Genomic DNA, 14571 nt, shown 5'->3' on the forward strand with positions numbered 1-14571 from the left:
GCCCATCGATGCGCTATTCGGTCGAAATCAGAAAGTTTTTCTACAGCCAGTACTTTTTCGGCGGCCTGCGGATCGCGGTCGGCGTCTCGCTGCCGGCCGTGCTGTGCCTGATCGTGTTTCACAACCGCGAACTGGGCTTCACGATCTCGACGGGCGCGCTCGGCGCCTGCGTCGTCGACATGCCGGGCCCGCTCAAGTACAAGCACAACGAAATGCTCGCGTGCAGCGTGATCGGCTTCCTGGCCGCGCTCGCCACCGGCCTCGCCACCCCGAACATCTTCGCGCTGTGGCTCACGATCGTGCCGCTCACGTTCGTGTTGTCGCTGATCGTCGTCTACGGCAACCGCTGGCCGCAGATCAGCTTCGCGACGCTGTTCATGATGGTGATGACGCTCGAGGAGAAGTTCACGCCGCTGCAGGCGTTCGTCAACGCCGGCTGGATTCTCGCGGGCGGCCTCTGGTACACGTACTGGGCCACGCTCGTGTCGCAATGGCAGGCACGCCGGATCGAGCAGCAGGCGCTGGCCGAGAGCCTGTTCGCCTGTGCCGACTACCTGCTCGCACGCGCGCAGTTCTACGATCTCGACGCCGATCTCGACGAGTGCTACCGCAATCTGGTCGCCCGGCAGATCACCGCGGTCGAAACGCAGGAGACCGCGCGCGACATCGTGCTGCGCAACCTGCCGAAACTGCGGCGCGGCAAGCTCGACCCCGGCCGCACGGCGATGTACAACCTTTTCATCAACAGCGTCGACCTGCACGAGCTGTTCGTCGGCGCGCACACCGACTACCCGCTGGTGCGCAACACGTTCGGCGGTTCGGACCTGATCATCTTCTACCGCGACCTGATCCGCAAGGCCGCGGCCGATCTCGAGGAGGTCGGCCTCGCGGTGCTCGAGAACCGCGCGCCGCATTCGCACATCAGCGTGAAGGCCGAGCTGCGCGCGATCGAGTACGAGATCGAGCTGATGCGCAAGAAGAACTTCGCGGCCACCAACGCGGAAGCGTATGCGGCCGTGCTCGCGACGTTCCGGCGCATCTGGAGTGCGACGCGCCTGATCGACCGGATGCGGCGCAACCTGTCGGGCCACGCCGATCCGCAGCAAACCGAACTGAAGATCGACAAGGCGCTCACGCGCTTCCTGCAGCGCCGCCGGATGTCGCCGCTCCTGATCTTCTCGAACCTGAACATGCGCTCGCCGAGCTTTCGCCACGCGCTGCGCGTGACGATCGCGGTGGCGGTCGGCTTCTGGATCGGCCGCCTGCTGCCGCTCACGAACGCGTACTGGATCGTGATGACGACCATCATCATCCTGAAGCCCGGCTATTCGCTGACCAAGCAGCGCAACGCGGCGCGTATCGTCGGCACGCTGATCGGCTGCGCGGCGAGCGTCGCGCTGATCTACACGGTCAAGGATACGCACCTGCTGATCGCGATCATGTTCGGGTCGATGGTGATGAGCTACAGCCTGCTGCTGTTCAACTACGCGGCGAGCGTGGTCTTCACGTCGTCGTACGTGCTGCTGATGTTCCACCTGCTCGCGCCGGGCAGCATGCGGATCATCGGCGAGCGTGCGATCGACACGGTGGTCGGCTGCATGATCGCGATCGCCGCGAGCCGGCTGTTCCCGTACTGGGAATACCGGCTGATGGGCAAGCTCGTGACCGACATGCTGACGTCCACTCGCAAGTATTTCGAAGCCGTGTGGCGCGCCGGGCGCGGCATGTCGCCGCCGCCGGTCCCGGCTGCCGACGGCGCGGCCGTCGTCCCGGGCGTGGCGGCCGTGGTCGAGTCGCCGGCCGCGAGCCTCGACGACGACTATCGCTACCGCCTCGCCCGCAAGGACGTGCACATCGCGTTCGCGAACCTCGGGCAGGCGTTCCAGCGCATGATGATCGAGCCGAAGGCGCACCAGCACTTCGTGCCCGAACTGAACGACCTGCTCGTGCAGACGCACGTGCTCGGCGCGCAGATCACGGCCGCCGCACCGCTGATCCGCACCGCGTGCGCGGCCGACGGCGGCATCCTGCACGACGACGCGCTGCAGCGCGGCCTTGCCGCCGTACTCGACAATCTCGAGAAGGCCGAAGCCGGCGAGCCGCCGCCTGCCGACCAGATCGACGCATCGAAGCAGATCACGCGCGATCTCGACGCCATGGTCGTGTCCGCGGAAAAATCCGATGCGGTCGGCGCCGAGCTCACGCACGACCTGAAGGTGCTCGCGCACCAGTGCAAGCAGATGCTTGCGTCGTCGCTGCTGATCCGCAAGGATGCGAGCGTGATCCGCCTGCCCGCCTGAACCCGAATGTCCGCGCCGGTGGCCCGGCCCGCGCACGCCGCGGACCGGCCACCGGCGCACCGCGATTCAACGATCCCCGAAGCATGACCTGCCTGCTCCATGCGGCCCGCGCCAGTATCGCGCGACCGCCCCATGCCCCATTCCGCTCGCCGCGCCAGTCAGGGAATACCCGATTCCGGTCACCGCGCCCGGCTTGTTATCATTCGTTCACATTCAAGTTGTATAGACAACTTGGCGCAATCGGGCCGGTTCCACTCGCCCGGTTCGTCGCATAACGATATCGGAGACTCGATGAAAAACTTGCAGCGCCACCTGAGCGCGCGGCACATCCGCTTTCTCGCGCTCGGCTCGGCGATCGGCACGGGCCTGTTCTACGGTTCGGCGTCCGCGATCCAGCTCGCGGGCCCGGCCGTGATCCTGGCGTACATCCTGGGCGGCGCGGCCGTCTACATGGTGATGCGCGCGCTCGGCGAGATGGCCGTGCGCGAACCCGTCGCCGGCTCGTTCGGCCACTACGCGACCGAAAACCTCGGCCCGTTCGCGGGCTTCGTCACCGGCTGGACCTACACGCTCGAAATGGTGATCGTCGCGATCGCCGACATCACCGCGTTCGGCATCTACATGGGCTTCTGGTTTCCGGATGTCCCGCAATGGATCTGGGTGCTCGGCGTCGTCGCGGTCATCTGCGGGCTGAACCTGTGCCACGTCAAGGTGTTCGGCGAGCTCGAATTCTGGCTGTCGATCATCAAGGTCGGCGCGATCGTCGCGATGATCGGCGGCGGCGTCGCAATTCTGCTGGCCGGCATGCACTTCGGCCATTCGGCCGATGTCCCGACGTTCGCGAACCTGTGGAACCACGGCGGCTTCCTGCCGAACGGCATTGGCGGGCTGATCGCGTCGCTGTCGGTCGTGATCTTCGCGTACGGCGGGATCGAGGTGATCGGAATGAGCGCCGGCGAGGCGAAGGACCCGGAACGCGTGATTCCGCGCGCGATCAACGCGGTGCCCGCGCGCATCCTGCTGTTCTACGTGCTGACGATGGTCGTGCTGATGTCGATCAGCCCGTGGACGGGCGTCGGCAGCGACGGCAGCCCGTTCGTGCAGATCTTCTCGGCGCTCGGCGTGAAGTCGGCCGCGACGATCCTCAACCTGGTCGTGATCAGCGCGGCGATCTCGGCGATCAACAGCGATATCTTCGGCGCGGGCCGGATGATGTTCGGGATGGCACGACAGGGCCAGGCACCGCGCGTGTTGACGACGACCTCGCGGCACGGCGTGCCGTGGGTCACGGTGCTCGTGATGGCCGGCGCGCTGCTCGTCGGCGTGGTGCTGAACTACCTGATGCCGAAGGACGTGTTCCTGGTGGTCGCCGCGATCGCGACGTTCGCGACCGTGTGGGTCTGGCTGATGATCCTGCTGTCGCAGGTCGCGATGCGTCGCCGCCTGTCGAGCGCCGAAGTCGCCGCACTGAAGTTCAAGGTGCCGCTGTGGCCGGTCGCGCCGGCGCTGACGATCGCGTTCATGGGTTTCGTGATCGTGATGCTCGGCTGGTTCGAGGATACGCGCGTCGCGCTGTATGTCGGCGCGGCATGGCTCGCGCTGCTCGCGGCCGTGTTCTACGCACGGATCCGCCCGAAATTTGCACCTGCGTCACGTTGACGCACGGCTGACCTGAGTACGCGGCGCGCCTTCATCGGCGCCCGCTGCTGCCCCGGCTCCGCGCGGCGTCAACCGCGCCGGAAGCCGCGGATGGCCTCCCTTCTCATGCCCCGCGCACGCGGCCCGGCCGGGCCGCGCACCGGCACGTCAGTGCGATGCCGCGCTCGCGGCCTCGGCCGGATGGGCTTCGTCGTACGCGCGCTTCTGCGAAATCGCGTTGTACAGGATCGTCCCGATCACGAGCAGCACGGCGACGACGATCAGGATGCTCACGTTGCGGACAGGGTTCTTCTTGCGCTGATCGTTCATGGTCGGTGCGTCTCGTCAAATTCATCGAAGCGGGCATTCTACGCGCTTGCGCCGCCGCTGCGACGCGCCGTTTCCGATCCCCGCCTTCATCGATCCCGCCGCTTTCCGCGAGCTTTCAGTTGGTAATCATTCCCATTTCGATCTAGAATCCGGAGTCTTTCATTTTGTAATATTTTCTTCGTCCACCTGTCCCACCGGAGTCTCCATGTCGAATCCGCGCACCCGCCTGCTGCCGCTCGCCGGCGCCCTCGCCCTGGCTGCGGCCGCTTTCGCGCCGCTTGCCCAGGCAGCCGAGGAAGTGAGCCTGTACACCACCCGCGAACCCAAGCTGATCCAGCCGCTCATCGATGCATTCACGAAGCAGAGCGGCGTCAAGGTCAACACGGTGTTCGTGAAGGACGGCCTGCTCGAACGCGTGAAGGCGGAAGGCGCGCAGTCGCCGGCCGACGTGCTGATGACGGTCGACGTCGGCAACCTGCTCGATCTCGTCGACGGCGGGCTCACGCAGCCGGTGCGCTCGAAGGCGCTCGACGACGCGATTCCCGCGAACCTGCGCGGCGCGAACGGCGACTGGTATGCGCTGTCGCTGCGCGACCGCGTGCTGTACGTCGAAAAGGACCTGAAGGTCGACTCGTTCCGCTATGAAGATCTCGCCGATCCGAAATGGAAGGGCAAGGTCTGCATCCGCTCGGGCCAGCATCCGTACAACACGGCGCTGGTCGCGGCGATGATCGCGCACGACGGCGAAGCCGCGACCGAAAAGTGGCTGCGCGGCGTGAAGGCGAACCTCGCGCGCAAGGCGACGGGCGGCGACCGCGATGTCGCACGCGACATCCTCGGCGGCATCTGCGACGTCGGCCTCGCGAACGCGTACTACGTCGGTCACATGAAGAACGCGGAAGCCGGCAGCGACGCGCGCAAGTGGGGCGACGCGATCAAGGTCGTGCGCCCGACGTTCGCGAACGCGAAGAGCGGCGGCACGCACGTGAACATCAGCGGCGCGACGGTCGCGAAGCACGCGCCGCACAAGGCCAACGCAGTGAAGCTGCTCGAATACCTCGTGTCGCCGGAAGCGCAGGCTCTGTATGCGCAGGCGAACTACGAATACCCGGTGCGCGCGAACGTCAAGCTCGATCCGGTGATCGCGAGCTTCGGTACGCTGAAGGTCGATCCGCTGCCGCTGGCCGACATCGCGAAGCATCGCCAGCAGGCCAGCCAGCTCGTCGACAAGGTCGGCTTTGACAACTGACGCTTCGCCGGCCGGCGCATGCCGCGAGCCATCCCGGCCGCGCCTGCGGCCGCGCGCGGGCAGCCTGTGGCTGCTCGCGGCGCTGGTGATCGCCGCGGCGGTCGCGGCGCCGCTCGCGGTGCTCGTGGCCGCCGCGCTCGATGCCGATCTCGCGCACTGGCGCCATCTCGCCGCATTCGTGCTGCCGCAGGCGCTCGTCAATACGCTGCTGCTGCTCGCGGGGGTCGGCGCGATCGTGTCGATCGTCGGCACCGGCTGCGCGTGGCTCGTCACCGCGTACGATTTCCCCGGCCGCCGGATGCTGACGTGGGCACTGCTGCTGCCGCTCGCGGTGCCCACCTACATCGTCGCATTCGCGTATCTCGACCTGCTGCACCCGATCGGCCCCGTCCAGGGCACGATCCGCTGGTTGCTCGGCTTCGACAGCCCGCGCCAGTTCCGCCTGCCCGACCTGCGCTCGCTGCCCGGCGCGATCTTCGTGCTCGGCTTCGTGCTGTATCCGTACGTGTACCTCAGCACGCGCGCGATGTTCGTCACGCAGTCCGCGAGCCTGCTCGAAGCCGCGCGCACGCTCGGCGCGGGACGCATCGCGACGTTCTGGCGCGTCGTCGTGCCGCTCGCGCGGCCCGCGATCGCGGTCGGCGTGAGCCTCGCGCTGCTCGAAACGCTGAACGACATCGGCGCGTCGGAATTCCTCGGCGTGCAGACGCTGACCGTGTCCGTCTACACGACGTGGATCACGCGCTCCGACCTCGCCGGCGCCGCGCAGATCGCGCTGGCGATGCTCGCGATCGTCGTCGGCATGATCGCACTCGAACGCTACGGGCGCCGCCGCCAGCGCTACGCGCACGGCCGGCGCATGCGGCCGGTCTCGCCGCGTCGTCTCACCGGCGCGGCCGCGCTCGGCGCCGCCGTGCTCGGCTGGCTGCCCGTGCTGCTCGGCTTCGGCGCACCGGCCGCGTACCTCGCGGTCGAGACCGGCAAGCGGCTGCATCTGGTCGGCGGCGTATCCGACCCGTTGATGACGGGGCTCGCGAACACGCTGACGATCGCTACCGCCGCCACCGCCGCGACGCTCGCGTGCGGGCTCGTCGTCGCGTGGGCCGCTCGCGCGCAACGCGACAGCGCCCGTGCAGGCCCTGCCCGCCTGTGTGCGCGGATCGCGAGCCTCGGCTATGCGGTGCCGGGCACCGTGCTCGCGATCGGCCTGCTGATCCCGTTCGCGGCGGCCGACCGGCTGTTCGGCGCGGCGCTCGGCCGCGACGGGCTGCTGCTGATGGGCTCGGTCGCCGCGCTCGTGATCGCGTACACCGTGCGCTTTCTCGCGATCCCGGCCGGCAGCATCGAGGCCGGCCTCGCGCGCATCCCGCCGTCGCTCGAACACGCGGCGCGCTCGCTCGGCGAGACGGCCGGCGGCACGCTGCGCCGCGTCCACCTGCCGCTGCTGCGGCCCGCGCTCACGACGAGCGCGCTGCTGGTGTTCGTCGACGCGATGAAGGAATTGCCGGCCACGCTGCTGCTGCGCCCGCTGAATTTCGACACGCTCGCGACCTGGCTGTATGCGGAAGCTGCACGCGGCACCTACGAAGAAGGCGCGGTCGCCGCGCTCGCGATCGTGCTGGCCGGGCTCGTGCCCGTGATCCTGCTCGCCCGCACCCGTCACAAGATCGGAGCCTGAACCCGTGAACCTGCTTGAACTCGATGATCTCTGCGTCGCCTACGACACGCCGCACGGCCGCCGCATGGTGGTCGACGGGCTGAGCCTCGCGCTGCCGCGGGGCGACATCGGCTGCCTGCTCGGTGCGTCGGGCTGCGGCAAGACGACCGTCCTGCGTGCGATCGCGGGCTTCGAACCCGTGCGCATGGGGCGCATCGTGCTGGACGGCGCGCCCGTCGCGGCGCCGTCGCTCGACGTGCCGCCGGAGCGGCGGCGCATCGGCATGATGTTCCAGGACTACGCGCTGTTCCCGCACCTCAGCGCGGCCGACAACGTCGCGTTCGGCTTGCGGCGCATGCCGAAGGCCGAACGGCGCATGCGGGTCGCCGAAATGCTCGACCTCGTCGGCCTCGCCGATGCCGGCGGCGCCTATCCGCACGAGTTGTCGGGCGGCCAGCAGCAACGCGTCGCGCTCGCCCGTGCGCTCGCGCCGTCGCCGGAGCTGCTGCTGCTCGACGAGCCGTTCTCGAATCTCGACGTCGATACGCGCGAGCGGCTCGCGTTCGAGCTGCGCGACATCCTGAAACATACGGGCCACACGGCGATCCTCGTCACGCACAACCAGGCCGAAGCGTTCGCGATCGCCGACCGGATCGGCGTGATGAAGGACGGCCGGCTCGCGCAATGGGACACGCCGTACGCGCTGCACCATCATCCGGCGAGCGCATTCGTCGCGGATTTCGTGCGCCGCGACGCGCTGGCCGACGAACGCGCGCGCGCCCTGGCGCGCGGCCGCTGAAGCAGGCTACACCGGCTCGGCAAGATCGCGCACGGGCAGCGCGGTCGAATACTTGATCTGCTCCATCGCGAACGACGAACTGACGTCGAACAGCGGCACCGTGCGAATCAGCTGCTTGTAGACGCGGTCGTAGTCGTCGATGCCGGCCACCACGACGCGCAGCAGGTAATCGGTCTCGCCGCTCATCCGGTAGACCTCGACCACTTCCGGCATGTCGCGCACGGCCTGCGTGAAGCGCTGCGCCCATTCCTCGGTGTGCTGGTTCGTGCGAATCGCGACGAACACGGTCGTGCCGACGCCGAGCTTGCGCGGATCGCACAGCGCAACCTGCGCGCGAATCGCGCCGGTTTCCTTGAGCCGCTGCACGCGCTTCCAGCATGGCGTCTGCGACAGGTTCACGCGCTGCGCCAGTTCCGCGATCGGCAGTGTGGCATCCGCCTGCAGCAGTTCCAGCAGCTTGCGATCGATGGCGTCCATTTCTCCAGTCCCTCGTAGATAGAAATTTATTCTATTCATCTTGCACAACGGGGAACAATATGAAAACGGCTTCCGTGCGTCGACCGGTATAAATACCAATCCTGAACGATTCCGCCGCCAACCTTTCGTCGCCAAACGAAACAGGCGACTCCACCCGTCAAGGTGGAATCGCCTGAAGTCGCTGCGCGCTGCAGCCTGCCGGCAGCGTTCCGGCCGGGCCGGCGCGCATGCGCCGCCGGCCGTCGCGCCGCTCTCAATACGCGACCGTCGCGATCTCGCGCACGAAGCTGTCCTGCTCGAGCGCGTCGACGAACGCGACTGCATAGTCTTCTGCCGAGATCTTGCTGTTGCCCTGCTCGTCCACGATCAGCTTGCCCACGCCCGTGCGGAACGTGCCCGTGCGCTCGCCCGGCGCGATCAGCGCGGCCGGCGCGAAGAAGGTCCAGTCGAGATCGGCGACCGTCTCCAGGTAGTCGAACGCGTCGCGGTGCGCGAGCGCGACCGCCTTGTACGCGTCCGGGAAACCTTCGGTGTCGACGAGCTGCTTGCCCGGCGCGACTTCGAGCGAGCCGGCGCCGCCGACCACCACGAGACGCTTCAGGCCGGCCTGGCGCGTGCCGGCGACCAGCGCCTTCGCAGCCGCGACGACCTTCGCCGCGTCGTCCTGCTTCGGGCCGTACGCGCTTGCGACGACGTCGTGGCCCGGTAGCGCGGCCGCGATGCTGGCCGCGTCGAACAGGTCGGCCGCCTTCGCGGTGATGCCGTCGCCCGATGCGCCCGGATGGCGCGACAGCGCGGTCACGCGATGGCCGCGTCGCACGGCTTCCGCCGCGATGCGCGAGCCGATCATGCCGGTGGCGCCGAACAGCGCGATATTCAAGGAACGTTGCGTCATGACGATTCTCCAGTAAGAAAAATATGTAACACAATTAATTACACATAAGACCGAAAAAAACGGGGCGAAGCCCCCGTTGCACCGGACACCGCGCCGCGCGCCGTCCGGCTTCCTGCCTTGCCTGCTGCCGGCTATCTGCCGGCGGCGCGTGCTGCCTGTTGCGTGCGCTGCTCGAGATCCAGCATGTCGGCCGTCACGTCGACGAGCGTGCGCGTGGCGAGCGATGCCTCCATCGCGCGCTGCGCATCGCCGATATAACCGGTCAGCACGCCCTGGATGTGCCGGCCGACGAGGCACGCGGGATTCGGTGCCTCGCGATGCAGCGCGAACAGTTGCGCATCGTCGACCGCGCGATACACGTCGAGCAGCGTGATCTCGCCGGGCTCGCGCGCCAGCAGCGCGCCGCCGCCGGCGCCGAGCTGCGACGTGGTCAGCCCCGCGGCTGCCAGCATCGACAGCAACCGGCGAATCAGCGCCGGATTCGTATTCACGCTGCCCGCGATGATGTCGGACGACAACGGCACGCCTTCCTGCATCGACAGCAAGGCGAGCACGTGGACGGCAAACGCGAACCGGCTGCTGGTATTCATTGCTCACTCACTCGGCGACGCCGGTCCGACCCGCAACCGGCGACATGTGTAACTATGATAATTACATTTTGCGGATCGTGCAAGCCCGCGTCATTCGCCGCTGGCGGGCTTGGCACCCGACGCGTTCTGCTGGCTCCACTGCTGGAGCTTCTTGCCGGCTTCCGCGATCTTCGCGCCCGCTTCGGAAGCCGCATGCGCGACGACCGCGGAGGCAGCCGCGTCGATCTGCGCCTGCGCGGCCGACGCGATGCCGCTCGCGGACAGCGGCGGCACGGCCGACGCCGCGGATGCAATGCCGGCCTTTGCGGCATTGATCTGCTGGTTGACGGTGCTCGCGACCTGATCGAGCGCCTTGGCCGCATTGTTCGCGGCATCCGCGGCCGCGCTCGCGGCCGTATCGGGTTGGGCGACCGGCGTGCCGGCCTTCTCGCAGCCCGCGAGCAACAGCAGCGCGCCGGCGGCCACGGCCGCCAGCACGGACCCGGGCACGCGACGCGCCCGCGATGTCTTCATGTTCATCAGCAATCTCCGGCCGCGCATCGCACAGCCTTATGGTGGGTTGGACCGGTGTCGATGATACCGCCTGTGGAACAGGCCAAATAACGACCCGTTATTAAAAATGCCTTTCAATTTCGGACTCGTCTGATTCAATCGCAGGCGCTACGTCACTAAAGTGGGCACGCTCCAATCCGTTTCGTACGTGTCCCCTTTTTCTTATGGCTTTCCTCGTCGACTGGTTCATCGTCCTGGCCGCGCTGCTGGCCGCCACCCTGTTCCTGTGCCTGCGCGCGCCGTCGGCGCGCCGCCTGGCCGAATCCGGACGCCCGCGCCGCGTCGCGTCCGCGCGCCTGCTCGTGCAGGCCGTGATCGGTTTCTGGACGGCCGCGCTGATCGTCGCGGAAGGCATCCTCGGCTCCGACGGCGACGGCCAGTCGCTTGTGGGCTTCGCGGCCCTCGCGTTCGCCGCGCTCGGGCTGTCGACCGTCGCCACCTACTGGTCGGCATGCGCGCTGCGGCTGCGCCGGCCGCCCGCGCTGTTCGCCCGCCACTGACGCGCCAGGTCGGTGCGCATCGGCGCACCACACCGCATCACCTCGCCCGCACGACGCACCAGTTCAGCACGCGCCGCACCATGCGCGTGCACCGCGTGTGGTCGCCGATTGCCTCCGGCCACGCCCCCATCCCGTGCATGATTCACCGAAATACCGCACCGCACGGCACCCAAGCACCAACTCCACGCAGCCGATCACCAAGTTGGCTCGATACTTGCGTTCCTTGCCCGTTTTTTGCGCAAGGAAGCCACGGCATGGATGGTCTGAAATCCGGCGTCGATACACTGTTCCTGTTGATCGGCGCCGTCATGGTGCTCGCGATGCACGCGGGCTTCGCATTTCTCGAACTCGGCACGGTCCGCAAGAAGAACCAGGTCAACGCGCTCGTGAAGATCCTGGTCGACTTCTCGGTGTCGACGCTCGCGTATTTCTTCATCGGCTACACGATCGCGTACGGTGTCGAGTTCTTCGACGACATCGGCACGCTGTCGCAGCACAGCGGCTACGCGCTCGTGCGCTTCTTCTTCCTGCTGACCTTCGCGGCGGCGATTCCCGCGATCGTGTCCGGCGGCATCGCCGAGCGCGCGAAGTTCAACCCGCAGCTCGTCGCGACGCTGATCATCGTCGGTTTCATCTATCCGTTCTTCGAAGGCATCGCGTGGAACGAGCGCTTCGGCGTACAGGCCTGGCTCACGCACGCGTTCGGTGCGCCGTTCCACGATTTCGCCGGCTCGGTCGTCGTGCACGCGTTCGGCGGCTGGGTCGCGCTGCCGGCCGTGCTGCTGCTCGGCGCGCGCCACGGCCGCTATGCGAAGGACGGCCGGATCGCCGCGCATCCGCCGTCGAACATCCCGTTCCTCGCGCTCGGTGCATGGGTGCTCGCGGTCGGCTGGTTCGGCTTCAACGTGATGAGCGCGCAGACGCTCGACAAGATCAGCGGCCTCGTCGCCGTGAACTCGCTGATGGCGATGGTCGGCGGCACGCTCGCCGCATGGATGGCCGGCCGCAACGACCCGGGCTTCACGTACAACGGGCCGCTCGCCGGCCTCGTCGCGGTTTGCGCCGGCTCCGACGTGATGCATCCGATCGGCGCGCTCGTCACGGGCGCGGCCGCCGGCGCGCTGTTCGTCGCGATGTTCACCTGCGTGCAGAACCGGTGGCGCATCGACGACGTGCTCGGCGTGTGGCCGCTGCACGGCATGTGCGGCGCGCTCGGCGGCCTCGCGGCCGGCGTGTTCGGCCTGCCTGCGCTCGGCGGTCTCGGCGGCGTGTCGTTCCTGTCGCAGCTCGTCGGCACGCTCGGCGGCATCGTGATCGCCACCGCGGGCGGCACGCTCGTCTACGGCGCGCTGAAAGCGACCGTCGGACTGCGCCTCGACCGCGAAGCCGAGTTCGACGGTGCCGACCTGTCGCTCCATCGCATCTCGGCGACGCCCGAGCGCGATTGATCCGCGATCCGCCGACGAACACCCGGCGCATCATTACGTTTTCAATTCAAAAAACTTTCATCTAGCGTCCTTACACTTCGGTCCAGTTTTCAATTTGCCTTCGCGAAGCTTGCCGACCGCCTGCTTCGCGTCGGCCATTCCTCCAACAACTGAAACTGGACTCCACATGCCCGCGTTGCCCAATGCCGCCCGTCGTCAGGCCCTGAAGATCCTTGCCGGCGCGCCGATGCTTCCCCTTTCCGGTCTCGCGCTGCCGGCCCTGCTGACGGGTTGCGGCGGCGACGACAATCCCGCATCGACGCCGGCCCCGGTGGCCGCCGCCTATACGTCGGCCGCCTTCTCGGCGATGGCCGCGCCGACGCTCGACAATGCAGCCGCGATGGCCACGACGACGGTCGGCTCGACGCTGTCGGTGTCGTTCTCGGACGGCTCGTCGCGCAACTTCAAGCTCGCGTACCGGCCGTTCTTCGTGACGGGCGACATGGTGCCGGACGGCAAGGGCGGCACGACGCTCGCGGGCGGCTACTACGACATCAACAACCAGCCGATCATCGATCGCTCGGTCGCCGGCAAGGAACGCCAGTTCTATTCCGACTGCCCGGACGGCAGCTCGCTGCTGACGCTGAAGAACGCGAACGTGCCCGGCGTGAAGGGCAACACGGTGTTCGCGGTCGTGCAGTTCGAATACACGACGCGCGACCAGGCGAGCGCGTCGCAGTACGGCCAGCTGCCGTCGCCGATCGCGGTGCTCTCGCTCGACCAGGATCCGGCCACCGGCGCGCTGAAGGTCGTGAAGTACCACAACGTCGACACGTCGAAGGCGCACGGCCTGTGGATCACCTGCGGCGCGAGCCTGTCGCCGTGGGGCACCCACCTGTCGAGCGAGGAATACGAGCCGGACGCGACAAAGGCTGCCACCGACGCGCAGTTCAAGGCGTTCAGCAAGAACACGTTCGGCGACGAGACGAAGGCGAACCCCTACCACTACGGCCACCTGCCCGAGATCACCGTGAACCCGGACGGCACGGGCACCGTGAAGAAGCACTACTGCCTCGGCCGCATCTCGCACGAGCTGATCCAGGTGATGCCGGACCAGCGCACGGTGATGATGGGCGACGATGCGACCAACGGCGGCCTGTTCATGTTCGTCGCCGACAAGGCGGCCGACCTGTCGGCCGGCACGCTGTACGTCGCGAAGTGGACGCAGACGTCGTCGGCCGGCGCCGGCACCGCGACGCTCACGTGGATCAGGATCGGCCACGCGACCAGCAGCGAGATCGAAGCGCTCGCGAACACGCTGAAGGCGTCGGACATCATGGACCTGGTGACCGCCGACCCGAACGACGCGAGCTACACGAAGATCCACTTCGGCGGCAAGTTCAACTGGATGCGCGTGAAGCCGGGGATGGAAAAGGCGGCCGCATTCCTCGAGACGCACCGCTACGCGGCGCTGCTCGGCGGCAGCATGGCCTTCACGAAGCTCGAGGGCACGACGGTGAACGCGAAGGACAAGATCGTCTACACGGCGATGTCGCGGATCGAGACGTCGATGGTCAAGGGCAACGCGGTGTCGCGCGACGTCGCGGTCGACAAGAAGATCGCTGCCGGCGCCGTCTACGCGCTGAACCTGAAGGCTGGCCAGCGCGACACGACGGGAGGCACGATCGACAGCGAATGGGTGCCGGTCGACATGGGCGCGCCGGCCGCGCTCGTCGGCGAGGATCTCGCCGCGGCCGACGGCCTCGGCAACCTCGCGAACCCGGACAGGATCGCCAACCCGGACAACCTGAAGTTCTCCGAAAAGCTGCGCACGCTGTTCATCGGCGAAGACTCGGGCATGCACGTGAACAACTTCCTGTGGGCGTACAACATCGACACGAAGACGCTCGCGCGCGTGCTGTCGTGCCCGGCCGGCGCGGAATCGACGGGCCTGCACGCGGTCGACGAGATCAACGGCTGGACGTACATCATGAGCAACTTCCAGCACGCCGGCGACTGGGAGTCGCCGCTGCACGACAAGGTCAAGCCGACGCTCGATCCGCTCGTGCGCGCGAACTTCAAGGACCGCTTCGGCGCCAGCGTCGGCTACCTGACGGCCGAGCAGACCGGCATCAAGCTCGCGAAGGCCTGACCCGC

At 67.6% G+C, this 14571-nt stretch carries 13 protein-coding genes; 8 read left to right on the forward strand and 5 right to left on the reverse strand.

The annotated features are described in order from the left end of the window. Window positions 1-8 precede the first annotated feature (8 nt). Both DIE03_RS22335 and DIE03_RS22340 read left to right on the forward strand, forming a co-directional pair. Window positions 9-2300, forward strand: coding sequence for an FUSC family membrane protein (locus tag DIE03_RS22335; RefSeq protein ID WP_124454084.1), 2292 nt, complete (start codon window positions 9-11; stop codon window positions 2298-2300). A gap of 291 nt (window positions 2301-2591) precedes the next feature. Next, complete coding sequence (locus DIE03_RS22340; RefSeq protein ID WP_124454086.1) at window positions 2592-3959, forward strand: amino acid permease; 1368 nt, start codon at window positions 2592-2594, stop codon at window positions 3957-3959. Between the two features lie 147 nt (window positions 3960-4106). Here the strand turns inward: DIE03_RS22340 and DIE03_RS22345 are convergent, their stop codons facing one another. Then, the gene (locus DIE03_RS22345) at window positions 4107-4268 is read right to left on the reverse strand and encodes a hypothetical protein (RefSeq protein ID WP_009688068.1); all 162 of its coding nucleotides are present in this window, start codon (window positions 4266-4268) and stop codon (window positions 4107-4109) included. Window positions 4269-4473: 205 nt separating this feature from the next. Between DIE03_RS22345 and DIE03_RS22350 the strand changes: the two genes are divergently transcribed. The 3 genes from DIE03_RS22350 to DIE03_RS22360 are packed head-to-tail and all read left to right on the forward strand — an operon-like array spanning window position 4474 to window position 7973. Then, window positions 4474-5517, forward strand: coding sequence for a Fe(3+) ABC transporter substrate-binding protein (locus DIE03_RS22350; RefSeq protein WP_124454088.1), 1044 nt, complete (start codon window positions 4474-4476; stop codon window positions 5515-5517). After that, window positions 5507-7195: an iron ABC transporter permease gene (locus tag DIE03_RS22355; protein WP_124454090.1), complete on the forward strand. Its 1689-nt coding sequence runs from the start codon at window positions 5507-5509 to the stop codon at window positions 7193-7195. The genes DIE03_RS22350 and DIE03_RS22355 overlap by 11 nt, the downstream gene beginning before the upstream one ends. A 4-nt stretch (window positions 7196-7199) precedes the next feature. Further along, on the forward strand, window positions 7200-7973 hold the full coding sequence (locus DIE03_RS22360; protein WP_124454092.1) for an ABC transporter ATP-binding protein: 774 nt from the start codon (window positions 7200-7202) through the stop codon (window positions 7971-7973). A gap of 6 nt (window positions 7974-7979) precedes the next feature. Here DIE03_RS22360 and DIE03_RS22365 read toward each other — a convergent pair whose 3' ends face one another. The 4 genes from DIE03_RS22365 to DIE03_RS22380 all read right to left on the reverse strand — a co-directional run bounded on the left by DIE03_RS22365 (window position 7980) and on the right by DIE03_RS22380 (window position 10454). After that, window positions 7980-8450: an Lrp/AsnC family transcriptional regulator gene (locus DIE03_RS22365; protein WP_124454094.1), complete on the reverse strand. Its 471-nt coding sequence runs from the start codon at window positions 8448-8450 to the stop codon at window positions 7980-7982. Between the two features lie 253 nt (window positions 8451-8703). Beyond that, entirely contained in the window at window positions 8704-9345 is a 642-nt protein-coding gene (locus DIE03_RS22370; protein ID WP_124454096.1) for an NAD(P)-dependent oxidoreductase, read from the reverse strand. A 131-nt stretch (window positions 9346-9476) separates the two neighbouring features. Continuing rightward, on the reverse strand, window positions 9477-9935 hold the full coding sequence (locus DIE03_RS22375; protein ID WP_124454098.1) for an Rrf2 family transcriptional regulator: 459 nt from the start codon (window positions 9933-9935) through the stop codon (window positions 9477-9479). Window positions 9936-10025: 90 nt separating this feature from the next. Beyond that, on the reverse strand, window positions 10026-10454 hold the full coding sequence (locus tag DIE03_RS22380; RefSeq protein WP_124454100.1) for a hypothetical protein: 429 nt from the start codon (window positions 10452-10454) through the stop codon (window positions 10026-10028). 197 nt (window positions 10455-10651) lie between these two features. Between DIE03_RS22380 and DIE03_RS22385 the strand changes: the two genes are divergently transcribed. The 3 genes from DIE03_RS22385 to DIE03_RS22395 all read left to right on the forward strand — a co-directional run bounded on the left by DIE03_RS22385 (window position 10652) and on the right by DIE03_RS22395 (window position 14566). After that, window positions 10652-10987, forward strand: coding sequence for a hypothetical protein (locus DIE03_RS22385; protein ID WP_124454102.1), 336 nt, complete (start codon window positions 10652-10654; stop codon window positions 10985-10987). Window positions 10988-11241: 254 nt separating this feature from the next. Further along, the gene (locus tag DIE03_RS22390; RefSeq protein WP_124454104.1) at window positions 11242-12435 is read left to right on the forward strand and encodes an ammonium transporter; all 1194 of its coding nucleotides are present in this window, start codon (window positions 11242-11244) and stop codon (window positions 12433-12435) included. 166 nt (window positions 12436-12601) lie between these two features. After that, window positions 12602-14566, forward strand: coding sequence for a PhoX family phosphatase (locus DIE03_RS22395; RefSeq protein ID WP_124454106.1), 1965 nt, complete (start codon window positions 12602-12604; stop codon window positions 14564-14566). The last annotated feature ends 5 nt before the right edge of the window (window positions 14567-14571 follow it).

Origin of the sequence: Burkholderia sp. Bp8992 (genome assembly GCF_003853705.1) — a bacterium.
In the GTDB taxonomy this organism is placed as follows: Bacteria; Pseudomonadota; Gammaproteobacteria; order Burkholderiales; family Burkholderiaceae; genus Burkholderia.